Origin of the sequence: Anabaena sp. PCC 7938, assembly GCF_049315035.1 — a bacterium.
Taxonomy (GTDB): Bacteria; Cyanobacteriota; Cyanobacteriia; order Cyanobacteriales; family Nostocaceae; genus Anabaena; species Anabaena cylindrica.
In genome coordinates this window covers 2,421,734-2,439,780 of the sequence record NZ_CP186034.1, presented here as the reverse complement: position 1 = coordinate 2,439,780, position 18,047 = coordinate 2,421,734, and the positions used below count along the sequence as shown (strand labels likewise).

The window sequence follows — 18,047 nt, the reverse complement described above, 5'->3', positions numbered from 1 at the left end:
CTTACATAGCTATCAAGTTATAATAACTGTAATTCCTGAACTGGACTCTGAATATGAAACCTTTACAATCCTTAAGCAAAGTTTAGATTTATCCATTTATCGCGGAGAAAGTCAACAGAGGTAAGGGAATTGTTGGCAGAGATAATTTATTAAGTTTTGAAACATTTATATTTTTACTAGTTTAATAGCTATATAGTTATTAAGCGAATTGCCACTTTTACTCAAAAATTAAGAGGTATTCAATATGAGTCGTCATTTAGAGAATTATCTGCGGGAATCAACAAATCAAACAATATTGCTTCCCCCTATCGCTAACTCAGTCCATACACCACCTGAGAATTCGCGTCAGCGGGTGAAGCAGTTGATGCAAGACTTACAGGATCAAATCTGCGCTGGGCTAGAGCAATTAGATGGGGAAGCTTGTTTTCGGGAAGATCTTTGGGAACGAGCCGAAGGTGGTCAAGGACGCACCCGTGTGATTCGAGAAGGGCGGATATTTGAACAAGGTGGTGTTAATTTTTCAGAAGTTTGGGGAGATAGTCTACCTGCGGCAATTTTGACTCAACGCCCAGAAGCAGCTGGAAATGACTTTTTTGTAACTGGAACTTCGATGGTGTTACATCCTCGTAATCCATACATACCAACGGTACATCTTAACTACCGCTACTTTGAAGCTGGTTCGATTTGGTGGTTTGGTGGTGGGGCTGATTTAACGCCTTACTATCCTTTTGCTGAAGATGCTGTTCACTTTCATCAAACTTTAAAAAATGCTTGTGATGCGTCCCATCCAGAATATTATCGGGTTTTCAAACATTGGTGTGATGAATATTTTTATTTACAACATCGTCAAGAACAACGTGGGATTGGTGGTATTTTCTTTGACTATCAAGATGCTAGTGGTAGGCTTTATGTAGGTTCTCAACTGGATACTCAAGCAGCGCTGGCAAGTCAGCAAGTGGGAACAGTATCACGCAACTGGGAAGATATGTTTGCATTTGTAAAAAACTGCGGTGAAGCATTTTTACCAGCATATTTACCCATAGCCCAAAAGCGACAAGAAATAGAATATAGCGATCGCCAGCGTCAATTTCAATTATACCGTCGGGGTCGTTACGTGGAGTTTAACTTGGTATATGACCGGGGAACAGTTTTCGGACTGCAAACCAATGGCCGGGCAGAATCTATTTTAATGTCTCTACCACCCTTGACTCGCTGGGAATATGGCTATCAACCAGAGGCAGGAAGCCCTGAAGCACAGCTTACCAAAGTTTTTCTCAAGCCCCAAGATTGGGCAAATGGCTTTATAGAGCCGGAATACAGCATTTAGCTAATTTGTTATTTGGATTAGTTCTCTAATTTTGTGAATTTTTGAGGAGTGTTAGTGACGTTGAATTCATCAAATCTATTAGGGAATGGCCAACCTCTGCGCCTTCATTGGGTGTCTGTAGCCTTTTTTGGTACTATTCATGCGATCGCACTACTAGCTCCTTGGCATTTTTCCTGGGCTGCGGTGGGTGTAACTGTGTTTCTGCACTGGCTATTTGGCAGCATTGGCGTTTGTTTAGGTTATCACCGTTTGTTGAGTCATCGCAGTTTTCGAGTTCCCAAGTGGTTAGAATATGCGATCGCTATTTTAGGTGCATTATCTATACAAGGAGGCCCCATTTTCTGGGTAGCTGGACACCGATTGCATCATGCTTACACCGAAGACGAAGATAAAGATCCTTACTCTGCCCGTAAAGGTTTTTGGTGGAGTCATATGCTTTGGATTTTTTATCCCCGTTCCGAATTTTTCGATTATGAGTTATACCAACGATTTGCCCCCGACTTAGCACGAGATCCCTTTTACATCTGGCTGAATCGCTACTTTCTACTGCTGCAAATTCCCGTTGCATTATTACTCTATGCCCTGGGAGGCTGGTCATTTGTCATTTATGGCGTGTTTTTGAGGTCAGTCATTCTCTGGCATACCACCTGGCTAATTAACTCGGTTACTCATATGTGGGGATACCGCACATTTGCCAGCGATGATAATTCTCGTAATCTTTGGTGGGCTGCCATTCTCACCTATGGCGAAGGCTGGCATAACAATCACCATGCTTATCCTCATGTAGCCAAGTGTGGCTGGCGTTGGTGGGAAATTGATCTCACTTGGTGGACAATTGCGGTATTAAGAACACTTCGTTTGGCAACGAATATCAACCTACCGCCAGATCAAGCGATGAAACCAGGAAATGTGTAAGTCAGGAGTTCGGAGTTCGGAGTTCGGAGTTCGGAGTTCAGGAGTTCAGGAGTCAGGAGTCAGGAGTCAGGAGTCAGGATGAAGGATGAAGGATGAAGGATGAAGGATGAAGGATGAAAGAAGGATGGAGAATATTTTTCTCTTCTGTTCCCTATTCCCTATTCCCTACTTCCCTTTTTTTTGTAACTCAAGTATGAAAAACGACTGTTAGTAAGGGTAGAAACGCCAACAAAAAAATATGCCAGGACTGTAATTGAGCTTCTGAAGTTGTTTCTGAAGTTGTTTCTGGTGGTGTTAATAAAGCTTCTATTCTCTGTTCCAAGCGATCGCCTGCACCCAAAGCGGCACAGCAAACTTCTTCTGTTATGGGGTTGTTACTGACTACTAATAACAATGATTCCGCTAACACCAAGGGATCTACTTGGGATGCGGCGTAACTGTCAGCCCGTAATTCTCGCAAAACTAACAATTCTTGCCATAGTGGCTCTGTATTTGGCAACCAAGCAGTGCAGGAACGCATCCAACCCAGCCAAAAGAACCAGAACGTATCCCTATACTGATAATGCCCTTGCTCGTGTGCTAAAACACTTTCTAAATGGGCTGGTGAGAGAGTTTGTAGTAATCCTTGACTAACTACTAGTTCTGGTTGCCAAAAACCCATTTGTCCGGCGAATAATGCTTTAGTTGGCAGGATTCGGGCTTGTTTACCTGCGAGATTTACTTGGGGACATTCACGGGCTGATTTAATGGATTTCCAGCCTTGGAAAGCTAGTTTGATACCCAAGATGTTAAAAAATCCGAGAAAAATTGATGCTAGAAGAAAACTGAAGGAACCAGTATACATTCCGCCCATTGTCCCTTGTGTACCCATGCAGACTACAGCAGTTGCTGTCATGAAAATGAGTAAGGGGGGAAAGAGGAATAAAAAGAGCGATCGCTCCCAGCGCAAATTCCAATTACCCTGGGGTATATGAGCAGAGTATCTTAACCAGCAAGCAATGGTTACAGCAGAGACAATAATGAGTAGATGCATAATTCTATTTTTCTCCTCTGGCTTCCCGTGCGTCTTGAATGCGTTTTGCGATCGCTTCTATTTGGTCACTAGCAGCTTGATCTAAACTATCAGCAAAGGCCGCAATTACATCAGGATTACCCACTGCCAGAAATCTTTGCAATTGCTCATGAGCTTTAATCATCTCTGCTTGTTGCTTGGTTAGCAATGGCCGCCAATAAAATGCTTTACCCTGTTTATCGCAAGCTAACCAACCTTTTTCCGTAAGACGACGGAGAACGGTAGTAACTGATGTATAAGCTAATTCGCGGTTAGGATCAGCCAAAATGCGATCGTGTACATCTTTAACTGTTGCTGAATTCAGTTCCCAGACAATACTCAAAATTTCTGCTTCTAAAGGACCAACAGATAGTTGCTTGGGACGATAATCTGGTAATGGAGCCATGTTGATAATTTTGGGGGAACCTACTTTTATATTTTCACATTTTTTATCTCACGCAGAGGCGCAGAGCCACAAAGAGATTAAAATTCGCTGTAAGGTTGAGTTAGGTCACTCAAAGGAGACAAAGCAATGACACAGACGCAGATTGCAGTATCTTTATATGAGCAAGACTATCTACTTTGGATTGAAGATATCGTCAATAAGTTACGGAATAGGGATATTGAGGGTCTAGATTTTGAGAATCTGATTGAGGAGATAGAGGATTTGGGGCGATCGGATAAACGTGAACTGGAAAGTAGACTCAGGGAACTTTTGGAACATATTCTCAAGCGGAAGTATGTAAATATGCCTGATTGTTATCGTGGGTGGGTAGAATCTATTGATAAGCAAAGGATTGGAATTAGAAAATTGCTAAAGGATTCACTTAGCCTAAAGCCTTATTTTAGTCAAGTGTTTGATGAAGCTTATGAAGATACTCTCAAAATTGTTCGCAGGGGTTATCCCCAATGCAAGTTCCCTGATATATGGCCGTTTAGCCGTGATTTAGAAGCAATGCTAAATGTCGATTTTTGGGATTGATACTTACCCACACAGTTAAAATTGGTAATCATCTTAACAAGTTCCGTGGGTTTATGTCCCCATTACAAAACTTAATTACGAATTACGAATTACGAATTACGAATTATTTAATCCTGTTCATCCTGAAATCCTGAAAATCCTGATTCAGACAATATGTGCGAAAATTGTCAAGCAGGTGTGAGGAAGTAACATGACAGACAACAGGTGGGAAGACGAAGAACTATGGATCGTCACCGCAAGCACTCCAGGCGATCGCACAAAAGAAGGTGTAAAAGCTGTTACAGGCAACGGTAATCCTTATAGCAGTCCCCCTGTTACCGTTGAAGAAATAAAAGAAAGTCGGCTAAAAGCAGGGAAATTAGCGGCGCAAATGTCGCAATTTGTGGGCATAGTGAGTCATCTTTTTAGTCATGTAGAGAAGCAAATCAAACCGCAAGCAGGACTTGAACTAGACGAAGTTACCCTCACAGTAGAAATTAGTAGTGAAGGTGAAATTAAATTACTAGGTACGGGTGTAAAAGCAGCTGGTAAAGGCGCAATAGAGTTAAAATTTAAGCGATCGCCTAAAACCCCGGAAAATTGACCGCAATATGGCCAAGAATTGCGCCGTTGTCATTGGCATTAACAAATACAATCGAATTCAACGCCTTCAGTATGCAAAAATTGATGCAGAACGGGTGCGGGATTATTTTAACCGTGATTTGGGTGTACAACCAGAAAATCTATATTTTTTCTCTGATGATTCTCCACCTGACCAGCATGGACTTGATACTCAACCAACTTACGGTACATTAATTTCGTTTTTAGGCGATCGCTTTGCACAGCCTTTTTTAAACCCTGGAGATACCCTCTGGTTCTACTTTAGCGGCCACGGCATCCCCCACGAAGGACGAGATTATTTATTACCCATAGATGGAAATCCTCGCACTGTTCCCAATTTAGCCATCCCCATCACCTACATTACAGAACGCTTGCGGCGGAGTGGTGCGGATAACATAGTGTTGTTTATTGATGCTTGTCGCAGCACAGGAGAAAAAAGTGCAGGTTTGGGAATTGGTGAAGAAAAACAGCAAGGTGTAATTACCTTCTTTTCTTGTAGTCCCAGTCAAGTTTCTTACGAAATTGAAGAACTTCAACAAGGTGCATTTACCCATGTTTTACTCAACGGTTTGCAAATTCAAGGTCAAAGCAACTGTGCCACCGTTGAACGGCTGTATAACTATTTGCGTCATCAAGTTCCCCAATTGACCCTAAAGCATAAAAATTATATACAGACTCCCTATGCAGCCATAGAACCCGCTACAAAACTGCATTATATTTTACTCCCCAAGTCTGCTAACGATAGGGATATTAGCGCCCTCAGAGAAGATGCTTTTCATGCAGAAATTGAAGGAAATTTCGATTTAGCATTTCAGTTGTGGGTGCGTGTGAATGTGGCCGCAGGTGGACAAGATATGAAAGCCATTACAGCCTTTCAGCGTTTAGCAAATAAGCAATCTCAGAGTCAATCAGAACAGCGTCGAGAAGCAGAAGCACAGGGACAGAAAATAGCAGCAGCAAAACGCCGTGAATTGATTGTAGATTTAGGTCAAGGTATAACCCTGGAATTAGGGTAGTGGTAAATATGTAGTGAAATCTTATATTTTCTAACTCAAATTATTCATTTGTAGCCGTTGCAATTTGAATTACATTTAACCAACTAATTGAAACTCCTCTAAAGTATAAAGTTTCTAAATATATGATTTAGCGAGAACGTGTTAAGTGTTATATGTAGTATAGTATCAGTGTTTTTAAATTCAACTATTTCAGTATTGATGTCAATCTCCAGACCTACTTGCCCCAATTGTGGTTCTCAACACATTGTCAAAAATGGGAAGATTCATAATCAAAAACCAAAATACCAGTGTCAAAACTGCAAAAGACAGTTTATAGAAAATCCCACTAATAAAGTTATTAGCAAAGATACTATAGAACTGATTGATAGACTTTTACTTGAGAAAATACCTCTCGCAGGTATTGCTCGTGCTGCTCGTGTTTCAGAGACTTGGTTGCAAAAATATGTGAATAATAAATATGCCCAGATTCCGACTCAGGTAAATGTTTCAGCCAAACCAAGAGGTAAATTGACTATTGAGTGTGATGAGGCTTGGTCATTTGTAGGTCATAAGGGTAATAAGCAATGGATTTGGTTAGCTTTGGAAAAAAACTAGAGAAATAGTTGGAGTTTACATAGGCGACCGCAGTGAAGATGGCGCTAGGGGATTATGGAATTCTCTACCACCAGTTTATCGTCAATGTGCTGTTTGCTATACAGATTTTTGGGCAGCTTACGCACAAGTTATTCCTAGCAAACGTCATCAGGCAGTAGGGAAAGAAAGTGGCAAGACTAACCATATTGAACGCTTTAATAATACAATGCGTCAAAGAATTTCTCGTTTGGTTAGAAAGACTTTATCCTTCTCTAAAAAGTTAGATAATCATATTGGTGCTATCTGGTATTTTATTCATCATTATAATTCTTGTTGTAGCGCCTAATTTTATTATCACTACATATTTACCACTACCAGAAAAGGTATTATGGAGTTACTAGAGACTGTTTTGTTATCCAAATTCTCGCAATTAAGCCGTCAGGAGATTGAAGCGATGTTTTTAGTCAGTGATATCAAGCAAACAAAAGTATATCAAGAAGCAAAGCAGGAAGGTATACAGGAAGGTATACAGGAAGGTAGACAAGAAGGTAGACAAGAAGGAGAGATGATTTTACTTATGCGTCTGTTATCCAAGCGATTTGGAAAACTGAGCAGTAATTACATCGAAAATATCAACAAACTCACCATAGAACAACTAGAAGACCTGGGAGAAGCATTATTAGACTTTGTGGACATTTCTGACCTGGAACAATGGCTCAAATCCCACATAGAATTATAGAAAATGCACACAGACCTAATATTTTTAGTGAATGGTATCAAGCAAACAAGAGTATATCAAGAAGCAAAGGAGGAAGGTAGACAAGAAGCTAGACAAGAATGGCAGACAAACTTACTAGTACGTCAGTTATCCAAGCGATTCGGAAAATTGAGCAGTAATTACATCGAAAATATCAACAAACTCACCATAGAACAACGAGAAGACCTGGGAGAAGCATTATTAGATTTTGTGGACATTAGCGAATTGGAACAATGGCTAAAAACTCACACAGATAAGTGATTAACCCAAATTGCTAATTAGATCCAGAGAAATATAATCAGGTGCAAGGAGGAAAAGGTATTGTTACCTGAGTTCGACATAAGATAATTTGTGGAAAACTTGCCCCCAGTAGGAGTCTCAAACCCTTATTCTCTCGCCCTTAAAAATCATAACTCCGTTCGCGTAGCGTCTCCGTTCGGCGAAGCCGTGCCGTAGGCATAGGAGAAACTCCGAACTCCGAACTCAGGTTTTGTAGGGACAATTGATGAATTATCCCTACGCCTTGTTTGGAGATGTGTATTGCCCTATTACAAGTAATTTAATTTACTTTGCAGTAGCAGGCTTCAGAGACAATAACATTTCCATTTGACTGGTAGATTTATCAGGGCTATTCACAGTCACACCAATACCACGAATGGAACCCAGGATAGCACTAGCATCGGGAGGAAGAGGTTGACCTGCTGTGGCAAAACGAGTAATCAGGGACGTGGTGTTGTCCATATCTAAGTAAAAATAACCTGCGTTGGGTTTTTGCAAAGAAGCAGTTACGGATTTAAATGTGTCCGTATTATCGAGGGATTGACCTTTTTTATCTGCCAGGGTATCGGCAACGGGTCCACCAATAGCAAGAAATACGGTGTCCTGATCTAGCCAACCATGTGCTACTAAAGCGCCTTGTTGGGGTATTTGCCATTCTGTGATATTTTTACCACCAATGCTTTTTTGAGCAACGTTGAGGGATTGCTTTTTGGCTAAATCATCTAGTTTAGTGAAGGTGGCTTCGGCTGTTTTGCGATCGCTCGTATCAAATACTATCGCTCCTCCAAATCCTACATTAGCTAACCATCCTTGACTTGATTTCACTGCACCCAAAGCAAATTCTTGATTCATCCAACCAAAAATATCTTTATCTAAATCAAGATTGGCAAATTGTTGTAGTTGTCCGCGAGTCTGTTCAACTACTTGCTTCAGTTCAGGATAATCTTTTGATTGTTCTACCAAGGTTTGCCAACTACGATTAAGATTCTGTCCAGTGACTAAAGCAAAGGTATCGCTAGGAAATTGTCCCACTATCTTCGCAGGAGTCGTTTGATACTGAAATTTGCTCAGTTGCGGATCTAAATTCACAACAGCTTTTAACCGCAATCCTGCATCATCAACACCAATACCCGCTACCATCGACTTTACTTGTTTAAGTTGTGCCAAGGTTTGGGGAGGTAATGGCCTAGCTTGGGGACTTAATGCTGTTAATTGCTGTGCCATATTGGCGTAGTCAGGAACATAAATTTGAGCAAGGCTGTTTTTTACATCCACACCTTTGGAGAGAATGCTGCTTGCACCTTCTTTAGTCGCAAAAGAAGGTTCACCTTTATAAGTGTCAATAGCTTTTTCTACAGCTTGTTTTTCTGGTGCTAACAGCAACTGGCTATTATTCAAAACCGTTGTGTATGTCGATTTGCCCTTATTTTTACTAGCAATAATTTTCTGACCTTTATAATCTGATTCCTCAGTTTGCAGATTTTTTTGCTCTTTCAATTTCTTAGAAAAATTCAAGGCACTGAGTTTATCCTTGATACCTACTACTAACAGGATATTTGGCTCCTGTTTTGGCTGAATAGGTGCATTCGGCTGAGTAGGTGTAGGGGCAGTAGGTGGTAATACAGCAATCATCACACCACCTACCCAAGGCTTAATGTCTGTTTCGTAAGAAATATTACTATCACTAAATATTTCTTTGTTGACATTTTCTAGACTTTTTGTTATCAACTGTTGTGCTTGCGGATTACCAAATTGCCGCAATTTATCCCAAGACTGATCATCTGTATTGATATAAGTTGCTATTAAGGCATTAGCCGGTACTACTTTAGCACTGCCCAGAGGACTGGAACTATCTCCAGTAGGAGATTTCAAATACATATAAACTGCAATACCTCCCGCCACGACTATAGCAGCACTAATAGCAGGAACTAAAAACTTTGATTTACTTTCAGGCATTGTTATTGTCCTCTTTTGAGCAGATATTTGAGCAAATAAATTATTATCAGGCAGTTAAAACAGTGATAGTCAATATTTAGGATTTTTATCACCGATTTCCACTAATTTAGCGGTTTTTACTGATAAAATTAGTGTTTATACACACGCAGAATTTATAGTGGCTCTAAAAAAGACTTCACTAGAGTCAGGAGTCAATCCGCAAATGGTATCTTAGTTGATATCCAAAAAATAGTCGGACTCTTAGCCACAAGCTATTCTAAGCTAGAAGAATGATCGATAGTATTTGTGCTTAACGGAAATCGATCGCCTAACGGCACGCTACCTGAACACAGCGCGGTGCAAGAAACTCTTGTCCCGAAGATGCAAAAGTGCAAAATATTCAGATGACATCAAAACATCGAGACTTGGGCGCAAAATGAGAAGGTTAATACCAATCATCCCATCCCAGAGAAAAATCCTCATTAAATAATCGTGTTGATTGAGGATACGCATCTACGATGCCGACGGCAAGCGTAGCTATCGGTATTTTTATGAAAGTTTCAGGATTACAAGGTCAGTAATTATCAATGTTGCATTCTTATTTTGATACAGAGAATAACGGACATAAATCGTTTGAGTTGCCAGGGGCTAAACCACACTACAACCCTGACAAACCCGGACAGGTTGAGCATATTTTTCTCGACCTGAGTTTGGATATCCCGAACCAAAGTTACTATGGCAATTGTAGTATTAGATTGTTGCCTATCCGTAATAATATTGAGCGTTTGACCTTGGATGCTGTAAACCTGAATATCCAATCTGTACAGGTAGACGAAGTACCGCAAAAGTTTGAATATGATGGAGAAAAGCTGGCAATTCAACTGTCTCAACCAACTCAGATAGGTAAAAGATTGTTGATTGCGATCGCTTACTCGGTGGAAAAACCCCAACGGGGAATTTACTTTATTCAACCAGACAAACACTATCCAGACAAACCCACCCAAGTCTGGACTCAAGGAGAAGACGAAGATTCTCGTTTTTGGTTTCCCTGTTTCGACTACCCAGGACAATTATCAACTTCGGAAATTCGAGTTCGTGTTCCCAAACATCTGATCGCTATTTCCAACGGTGAATTAATTGACACCCAAGAAAATGGCAGTGATAAAATTTACCATTGGTTACAGCAGCAAGTTCATCCTACCTACTTGATGACATTAGCAGTAGGAGACTTTGCCGAAATTCGAGACGAGTGGAAAGGTAAACCCGTCACCTACTACGTAGAAAAAGGCAGGGAGGCAGATGCTAAACGCAGTATGGGAAAAACTCCCCGCATGATTGAATTTTTGAGCGAAAAGTATGGTTACTCATACCCTTTTCCCAAATATGCCCAGGTCTGCGTCGATGACTTCATTTTTGGAGGGATGGAAAACACCTCCACCACTCTCTTAACCGATCGCTGTTTACTAGATAATCGGGCCACATTAGATAACCGCAATACAGAAAGCTTAGTTGTCCATGAACTCGCACACCAATGGTTTGGTGATTTGCTGGTAATTAAACATTGGTCCCACGCTTGGATTAAGGAAGGAATGGCTTCCTATTCTGAAGTAATGTGGACAGAATATGAATATGGTATCCAAGACGCAGCTTATTATCGCCTATTGGAAGCCCGGAGTTACTTAAGCGAAGATAATAGTCGCTATCGTCGGCCAATGGTAACTCATGTTTACCGGGAAGCAATTGAGCTTTATGATCGCCATATTTACGAAAAAGGATCTTGTGTTTATCACATGATTCGCACAGAATTGGGAGATGAATTATTTTGGCCAGCAATTCAAACCTTTGTTAATGATTATGCTCATCAAACTGTCGAAACAGTAGATTTATTAAGATCCATTGAAAAAGCAACTGGACGAAATCTCACTTTCCTTTTTGATCAGTATGTTTATCGCGGTGGTTATCCCGATTTTAAAGTTGCTTACTCTTGGGATGGGGATGCGAATTTAGCTAAGGTGACGGTGACTCAAACCCAAGCCAGTACAGATAATAATGGGCAGAAGGATTTATTTGATCTAAAAATTCCCATCGGTTTTGGTTATATTCAGCCAAAATTAGAACTCAAAAGTTTCACTGTGCGTGTGAATGAACGAGAACAAAGTTTCTACTTTCCCTTGACAGAAAAGCCTGATTTTATCAGCTTTGATGTGGGTAATAATTACCTGAAAACTGTAACTCTAGAATATCCAGTCGCAGAGTTGAAAGCACAGTTAGAATTTGATCCAAATCCCATTTCTCGCATCTATGCAGCTGAGGCTTTAGCTAAAAAAGGCGCATTAGAATCGATGAAAGCACTATCAGCAGCTTTGGAAAATGATTCCTTCTGGGGTGTGCGTGTAGAAGTGGCTAAACAGTTAGCAGAAATTAAGTTAGATCAAGCTTTTGATGCTTTAGTTGGTGGTTTGCAAGATCAAAGTCCTTATGTACGTCGTGCGGTGGTAGAGTCTTTGTCTCAAATCAAAACCCATACTAGTTATAAAGCTGTGAAAGGTTTTGTGCAGGATGGTGATCCCAGCTACTATGTGGAAGCTGCTGCTTGTCGTACCATTGGCACAATTGCATCTGCTAATTTGGAAGATAAACCCCATGAAAATAAGGTTATTAAGCTGCTAAAATCTGTTTTGGAAGAAAAAGCAGGTTGGAATGAAGTAGTACGCAGTGGCGCAGTTGCTGGACTGGCTGAGTTGAAAACTTCTGAAACGGCTTTGAATTTGCTGATTGAATACACCAAACTGGGCATCCCTCAACCGTTACGACTGGCGACAATTCGGGCTTTAGGCAAAATTTCTGTTGGTCAAACTCCTGCTAATTTAGAACGAATTTTAGACAGATTGGCAGAAATAGCTAGAGAAACATTCTTTTTGACACAGGTGGCAGTGGTGTCAGCATTAGGACAAATGGAAACTTCTAAAGCGATCGCTATTTTACAATCTTTAGCTAATCAAACAGCTGATGGGCGTGTTCGTCGTTATGCTGAAGAAGAAGTTGCCAAAGTCCAAAAGAATATTGGCCCAGAAAAAAGCTTGCGTCAAATGCGTGAAGAACTCGACCAACTCAAACAACAAAATCAGGAACTAAAAAGCCGCTTGGAAACTTTAGAGGCCAAATCAAAGTAAACTCAATATCCTCAATTATTCCTGAATAACAACCAGATTCCCGACTTCTTGGAGATTCGGGGATCTCAACCTTTTTAACTCAACAAATTACAGAAAATATAAAATACTCCAGCTGGAGAACAAATGTTTGTACTTTTATAAAGTATAATTAAGAAAAAGATAAACAACTCTAGACAGTTGAAGTAGGCTACTTAAGCCTGACATAGTGTCTGTCAATAGGCAAAGCTCAATACTTTGTCAACCAATTATCTATCGTAAAATTCCCAGTTGAAGAGGCAAATAAAGGCGTGGGTCAGTATCAACCTGCTCAACTAAAGCAGTATAATCCAGACGCGATCGCTCGTTACTATCGTTACCGTCCCTGGTTAGCTTGGGGCAGACTGCTAAGAATCATCCTATCTTTTGCAGGATTTATACTCGGTCTCAAGTGGGATGAATGGCAAAATCAAGTTGAGCAGAACAAGGGGAAACGAGCTACCCAGTTGCGAGAACTGCTCACTCACCTTGGACCTACCTTTATTAAAGTAGGTCAAGCACTCTCCACCAGACCTGACCTAATCCGCAAAGACTTTTTAGCAGAACTGATAAAGTTACAAGACCAGTTACCACCCTTCGATAATGCCCTGGCTTACCACATTATTGAAACTGAACTAGACCGACCAATTCAGGAAATATTTAAGGAACTCTCACCCAAACCAGTAGCAGCAGCCAGTTTAGGTCAAGTCTATCGTGGTCGCTTACTCAGTGGTGAAGAAGTAGCCGTAAAAGTGCAGCGTCCGCACCTACGTCCAGTCATTACAAAAGACTTGTACTTAATGCGCTGGGCAGCAGGTTGGCTAACACCTTGGTTGCCTCTTAATCTTGGTCACGACCTCACATTAATTGTTGATGAATTTGGCACAAAACTATTTGAAGAAATAGATTACATCAACGAAGGTCGCAACGCGGAAAAATTTGCGAATAACTTCCATGATGATCCTCACGTCAAAGTTCCGTCTATTTATTGGCGTTATACCAGTAATCATGTCTTAACTCTGGAATGGATTAACGGATTTAAACTCACTGATACACAAAGCATCCGCCAAGCAGGTTTAGATCCAGAAACAATAATCCAAATAGGTGTTACGACTGGATTACAACAGCTGTTAGAACATGGCTTTTTCCATGCCGATCCCCATCCAGGTAATTTGTTTGCTGTCCCCGATGGTCGGATGGCTTACATTGACTTTGGCATGATGGATCAATTAGAAGAAACTACCAAAGAATCACTCGTAGATGCCTTAGTACATCTGGTCAATAAGGATTACACAGACTTAGCCGAAGACTTTGTAAAACTGGGCTTTTTAGCTCCAGATACAAATATTTGCCCAATCGTACCAGCATTAGAAGCCGTGTTGGGAAATGCTATTGGCAAAAATGTCAAGGACTTTAACTTCAAAACCATTACCGATGAATTTTCGGAATTGATGTATGAATATCCTTTCCGAGTACCAGCCAAATTTGCTTTAATTATTCGTTCCCTGGTGACACAAGAAGGCATTGCTCTCAGCCTTAACCCCAATTTTAAAATCGTTGAAATAGGCTATCCCTACATAGCAAGACGGTTGCTCACCGGAGAATCTCCCGCATTGAGACGGCGGTTACTGAATGTATTATTTAAAGATGGTAAATTCCAGTGGCAGAGGTTAGAAAACTTAATTGCCATTGCTCGTACTGATGAGGAATTTGATGTTTTACCTACAGCAAAAATGGGCTTACAATTTCTACTATCTGAAGAAGGTAAATTTCTCCGTCGTCAGTTAGTTCTTGCCATTACCGAAGATGACCGCTTACATACTGAAGAAGTACAACGGCTCTGGAATTTAGTCAAGGATGACTTACCACCAAATCGGTTATTAAATGTAGCAGTTGGCTTGTTAACAGAGTTCTCTAGAGAAAGTGTAGCTGCTATTCTGCCCAAATAATCCCTCAGTAAATAAAAACGAATTTTAATAACAATCAGGAGTTTTAATGTACTATTACCCCCTACAACCGCCTTACATTTTACTATTAATTGGTTTTCTTACTGCTTTAACTTCTGGTTTAGCACTCTCTGGCACATTAAAAGTCATTATTCAACAATGGCCAAAGGATAAGTCTAAAGATAAGTCTTCTGAACAAAATACTAATGCCCGTTTCTTTTATAAACAATTGTTAGTGCCATTTATTGGTATTACAGGTGGTATTTGTTTATTTCTTTCTTCCGGTTTAGAAATATTTGGTTTTCCCTTTGGACTAGCTTTAGGTGTGGGTTTACCAATGAGTTTGCTAACTTGTTTATTTGTTTGGTGGCAGTTGGGAGGTTTGCTAGATTACGTTAAAAGTCAAGGGATGCAATCTTTAGATTTAGATTCTTGGTCTTAAAAATAAAAGTTTATCCCCCTAAATGCCTATGATGAAGGGGGACTTTGACACCGATTTCCACCTTTTTAAGGGAGCTAGAGGGTATCTAAGGATAGAGTTACTTACTTCTCAGTTGTTTGACTTGGTTTTTAATATTGTCAACAGTCTGCTGCCACTGACTTTTTTTCACAGGTGCGGGAATAGCAGCGGCAGGTATACTAGAGTTCAAATTACGATAATATTCCCAAGTTTCCCAGTAGGGACAACCAGGTTGAATTTTAATTCCTGCCCAATGGAGATATTGCAGAGGTTGATTAACTGTTGGATCAAATAAAATATTACCTTGGGTCTGAAAATGTGGTGTTCCCCCCCAATTTCCTGGTGCTTTGCCTTCCCTACGGACGATGTTAAAACGACGGGGAATACGCTTAAGTAGCATATAATTGATAATTGGTTGGTCAGAAGTCTTTTCAGAAAAATCAAAATATTCTGGATGAGATGCACATTCAGCAAATGTTTCGTACAAATCATTTTCGGAAATTAAGTTTTTCTTAGAACCCCAAAAACCGCCGTTGAAAATTTCTTTAACTTCATCCTTTGAAAATACTTTATCTTCTAATACTTGGGAATTAAAAACATTTTTAATCCCTCCTAAATGTTGATAATCACAACAGATAAAGTCAGTATTTTGCAAATAGTTGAGATTATCAATTATTTTTTCAAAAACAACAATGTCAGTATCAATATACAAAAATTCATCAAATTCTCCAAACCAGCAAGCTTGTTTACGAAATTGATTAGGACGAGCAAAAAACTGACCCCCAAAGGTTTCATATAATCTTTGGGAAAGACGAGCAATAAAATCTAGGTCTTCATAGATTTTTACGCCATAATTTTTACCTAAAATATCAGCAATGGCATGATAATTATCATCATAAGGAATCATGACTACTGGTGTATCAGCATCATGTAACCGAATACTATTCAAAAGTGCGATCGCTTGGTCTGTCACTTTATCATTAGCAATGATATAAATTCCCCTATTCATTCAATTAACCTCTACTTTTTAGCTAATTTCAACTTGTTTAAAATTCTTGTGCCTAAACTGGGAACAGCATTATAAGCCTTAGCTTTAGTTGTGAACTTTGGCCGCTGTTCCGGTTCATGCAAATAGCGATAGTACAGAAAAATATCTCGATAAGGAAAATCAATATTTTCTCCAGTACAAACTCGATGGAATAATTTAGAAGATAACCCAATATAATGCAAATAAGTCAATCTGTTACCCTTGTCATAGAGAATTTGATCTCGGTTTTCAAAATGTAAAGAGGTTACAGAGCAACCAGTAGTTTGATCAGCAGGTAACTCCAGGGCAAAATTATAGTTAGATAACCCTAATCGCATGACCATATAGTTGAGAATTGTTTGGTCAGGAGCCATATCATAGAGAACTTCTGCTTCTCCTTGACGCAAAAAATCTAGGATCATTTCTCTATTTGGCTCAGGAAATATATCTTTTTTAGAACCATAAAATCCAGAACAAAATATTTCAGTTTGCAAACGTTCTGGGGTGAATAATTCTTTTAATTTGGTTGATGATAAACTGTAAACATGAGATAAATCTTTGAATTGAAAATCGTATACTACCCAATCATGATGACTTAATTGAGTAAAAATATGATCTAATGAACTCATTAATATAGTATCAGCATCCATGTAAACAAAGCGGTCAAAAGGGGCATCAAAAGCACAATAACGCCGATGAGTTCCGAGTCGATGATATTGATAGCTTCCTAGTTTTTGCCAATGTGTTTGGGCTGTAGGATGGGTATCCCAAATATCTTTGACAAATTTATCCCATTTTTGAATTGAATCTTGGTGATCATAAAGTGTCACATGAGGGCGGTGGACAAGTTCAGCAGCAATTTTTTCTGTATTGTGATCATAAGGATAGATACATACAGGCATTGTCTGACCATAAATTGCTTCTATACTGTTAATTAAGGCAATGAGTTGGTCATAAACTCGGTCATTAGCAAGTGTACAAATACCATCCATATATAAATCCTAAAAATGTACATTTATCAATTTGAATTAAGAAAATTTAGTGGCGAATTCTGATAACCAATTGAGTAAGTTTAGTTTGTGTAAAATAATTTGTCTGGCTTCAGCAATCGCATCTTTTGCAGCATACCAAGCATCAGGAGTAGCTGTTATTTCTTGAATGTAGGCAATTCCTTTTTCATCTAAACTTGGTAATCTTAAAAAGCTACCTGGTGGTAATAATTTATCTGCTGCTTGTCCACCATAGTAAATTGGTAAACACCAAGCTAATAAACTATCCCAAAGTTTCTCACTTACATACCAACTATTATCAGCATAGTTTTCAATTGCTAAATTATAATAATATGGTGCCATGCCGTACCACTTGTTACCAAGTTCTCCCGACGTTTTTACCCATTTTTCTAAACCACGTCCATAGAAATCAATTTGCATACCGCTAGATTTTAAAGATTGCAAAAAATCGAGACGTTGCCGATGATTAGCTGTGCGATTAATACCGGAAGTAATCCAACTACAGTTAGATACTTTTTGCGGACATGGCATTTCATTTAAATCCTTAAAGGAATTAGAGTGATACCAAATAGCAGGCATATAGTTGGGAATGGGGGCAAAATCATCAGGGCCGGAAATATAACCACAATAATTTTCAGCTTGTTGATAATTACGTTTATTAATTTCTAAAATTTCATCTAAAGGTGGTTCTCTCAATAAATAAATAATCTGCTCTTTACTGACATTCCGTAAGAGATTATGAATATTTAACTCTGGTTTTGGTTGCTTTTTCCGTAAACGGTCTAATAATGACGGAGGAGGTGATGGTCGAGGAAAATCAAACTGATACATGAGCAGGAAATCTGGTTTTTCTGCCAGTGCTTGCATTTTTATATTTTCCCAAACACCAAAGGGATGGGGTGTTTGTTGCCACAGCCAGTCTGCTCTTGATTCTAGAGCGCGATAGCTGCTAATCATACCTACAGTTTTCATATTTAGTCG

The 18,047-nt window shown here is 39.6% G+C and carries 17 protein-coding genes; 11 read left to right on the top strand and 6 right to left on the bottom strand.

The window, feature by feature from the left end; translation table 11 throughout:
* The first annotated feature begins 244 nt into the window (after positions 1-244).
* Positions 245-1,327, top strand: a complete 1,083-nt coding sequence (gene hemF, locus ACOWPH_RS11230; protein WP_015215470.1) for an oxygen-dependent coproporphyrinogen oxidase — start codon at positions 245-247, stop codon at positions 1,325-1,327.
* 54 nt (positions 1,328-1,381) lie between these two features.
* On the top strand, positions 1,382-2,242 hold the full coding sequence (locus ACOWPH_RS11225; protein ID WP_015215469.1) for an acyl-CoA desaturase: 861 nt from the start codon (positions 1,382-1,384) through the stop codon (positions 2,240-2,242).
* 187 nt (positions 2,243-2,429) lie between these two features.
* On the opposite strand, the gene ACOWPH_RS11220 is transcribed toward ACOWPH_RS11225, so the two are convergent.
* Positions 2,430-3,275 carry a M56 family metallopeptidase gene (locus ACOWPH_RS11220; RefSeq protein ID WP_015215468.1) on the bottom strand — a complete coding sequence of 282 codons (846 nt, stop codon included), beginning with the start codon at positions 3,273-3,275 and terminating at the stop codon, positions 2,430-2,432.
* A gap of 4 nt (positions 3,276-3,279) precedes the next feature.
* On the bottom strand, positions 3,280-3,699 hold the full coding sequence (locus ACOWPH_RS11215; RefSeq protein WP_015215467.1) for a BlaI/MecI/CopY family transcriptional regulator: 420 nt from the start codon (positions 3,697-3,699) through the stop codon (positions 3,280-3,282).
* A gap of 126 nt (positions 3,700-3,825) precedes the next feature.
* Between ACOWPH_RS11215 and ACOWPH_RS11210 the strand changes: the two genes are divergently transcribed.
* The 6 genes from ACOWPH_RS11210 to ACOWPH_RS11185 all read left to right on the top strand — a co-directional run bounded on the left by ACOWPH_RS11210 (position 3,826) and on the right by ACOWPH_RS11185 (position 7,482).
* Positions 3,826-4,275, top strand: a complete 450-nt coding sequence (locus ACOWPH_RS11210) for a DUF29 domain-containing protein (RefSeq protein ID WP_015215466.1) — start codon at positions 3,826-3,828, stop codon at positions 4,273-4,275.
* Positions 4,276-4,465: 190 nt separating this feature from the next.
* Positions 4,466-4,858, top strand: coding sequence for a Pepco domain-containing protein (locus ACOWPH_RS11205; RefSeq protein WP_015215465.1), 393 nt, complete (start codon positions 4,466-4,468; stop codon positions 4,856-4,858).
* Positions 4,859-4,865: 7 nt separating this feature from the next.
* Entirely contained in the window at positions 4,866-5,891 is a 1,026-nt protein-coding gene (locus tag ACOWPH_RS11200; RefSeq protein ID WP_015215464.1) for a caspase family protein, read from the top strand.
* Positions 5,892-6,089: 198 nt separating this feature from the next.
* A protein-coding gene (locus ACOWPH_RS11195) for an IS1 family transposase (protein WP_422665724.1) occupies positions 6,090-6,810 on the top strand; the annotation gives its coding sequence in 2 pieces (ribosomal slippage) (positions 6,090-6,475 and positions 6,474-6,810; 723 coding nt in all).
* Between the two features lie 42 nt (positions 6,811-6,852).
* Positions 6,853-7,203: a DUF4351 domain-containing protein gene (locus ACOWPH_RS11190; protein WP_015215463.1), complete on the top strand. Its 351-nt coding sequence runs from the start codon at positions 6,853-6,855 to the stop codon at positions 7,201-7,203.
* 3 nt (positions 7,204-7,206) lie between these two features.
* Positions 7,207-7,482, top strand: a complete 276-nt coding sequence (locus ACOWPH_RS11185) for a DUF4351 domain-containing protein (protein ID WP_015215462.1) — start codon at positions 7,207-7,209, stop codon at positions 7,480-7,482.
* Positions 7,483-7,785: 303 nt separating this feature from the next.
* Here the strand turns inward: ACOWPH_RS11185 and ACOWPH_RS11180 are convergent, their stop codons facing one another.
* The gene (locus tag ACOWPH_RS11180; protein WP_015215461.1) at positions 7,786-9,456 is read right to left on the bottom strand and encodes a DUF3352 domain-containing protein; all 1,671 of its coding nucleotides are present in this window, start codon (positions 9,454-9,456) and stop codon (positions 7,786-7,788) included.
* A 566-nt stretch (positions 9,457-10,022) separates the two neighbouring features.
* Here ACOWPH_RS11180 and ACOWPH_RS11175 point away from each other — a divergent pair.
* The 3 genes from ACOWPH_RS11175 (at position 10,023) to ACOWPH_RS11165 (ending at position 15,011) form a co-directional block, all read left to right on the top strand.
* Entirely contained in the window at positions 10,023-12,608 is a 2,586-nt protein-coding gene (locus ACOWPH_RS11175) for a M1 family metallopeptidase (protein ID WP_015215460.1), read from the top strand.
* Positions 12,609-12,895: 287 nt separating this feature from the next.
* Positions 12,896-14,572 carry an ABC1 kinase family protein gene (locus ACOWPH_RS11170; protein WP_015215459.1) on the top strand — a complete coding sequence of 559 codons (1,677 nt, stop codon included), beginning with the start codon at positions 12,896-12,898 and terminating at the stop codon, positions 14,570-14,572.
* A gap of 46 nt (positions 14,573-14,618) precedes the next feature.
* Positions 14,619-15,011: a hypothetical protein gene (locus tag ACOWPH_RS11165; RefSeq protein ID WP_015215458.1), complete on the top strand. Its 393-nt coding sequence runs from the start codon at positions 14,619-14,621 to the stop codon at positions 15,009-15,011.
* A 97-nt stretch (positions 15,012-15,108) separates the two neighbouring features.
* On the opposite strand, the gene ACOWPH_RS11160 is transcribed toward ACOWPH_RS11165, so the two are convergent.
* Genes ACOWPH_RS11160 through ACOWPH_RS11150 form a run of 3 tightly spaced genes read right to left on the bottom strand, consistent with a single transcriptional unit; the run spans position 15,109 to position 18,038 of the window.
* A complete protein-coding gene (locus ACOWPH_RS11160; protein WP_015215457.1) occupies positions 15,109-16,038 on the bottom strand; it encodes an Npun_R2821/Npun_R2822 family protein in 930 nt (309 codons plus the stop codon).
* 11 nt (positions 16,039-16,049) lie between these two features.
* Positions 16,050-17,048, bottom strand: a complete 999-nt coding sequence (locus tag ACOWPH_RS11155) for an Npun_R2821/Npun_R2822 family protein (RefSeq protein ID WP_015215456.1) — start codon at positions 17,046-17,048, stop codon at positions 16,050-16,052.
* Positions 17,049-17,084: 36 nt separating this feature from the next.
* Positions 17,085-18,038, bottom strand: coding sequence for a glycosyltransferase family 10 domain-containing protein (locus ACOWPH_RS11150; protein WP_015215455.1), 954 nt, complete (start codon positions 18,036-18,038; stop codon positions 17,085-17,087).
* Positions 18,039-18,047: the final 9 nt, after the last annotated feature.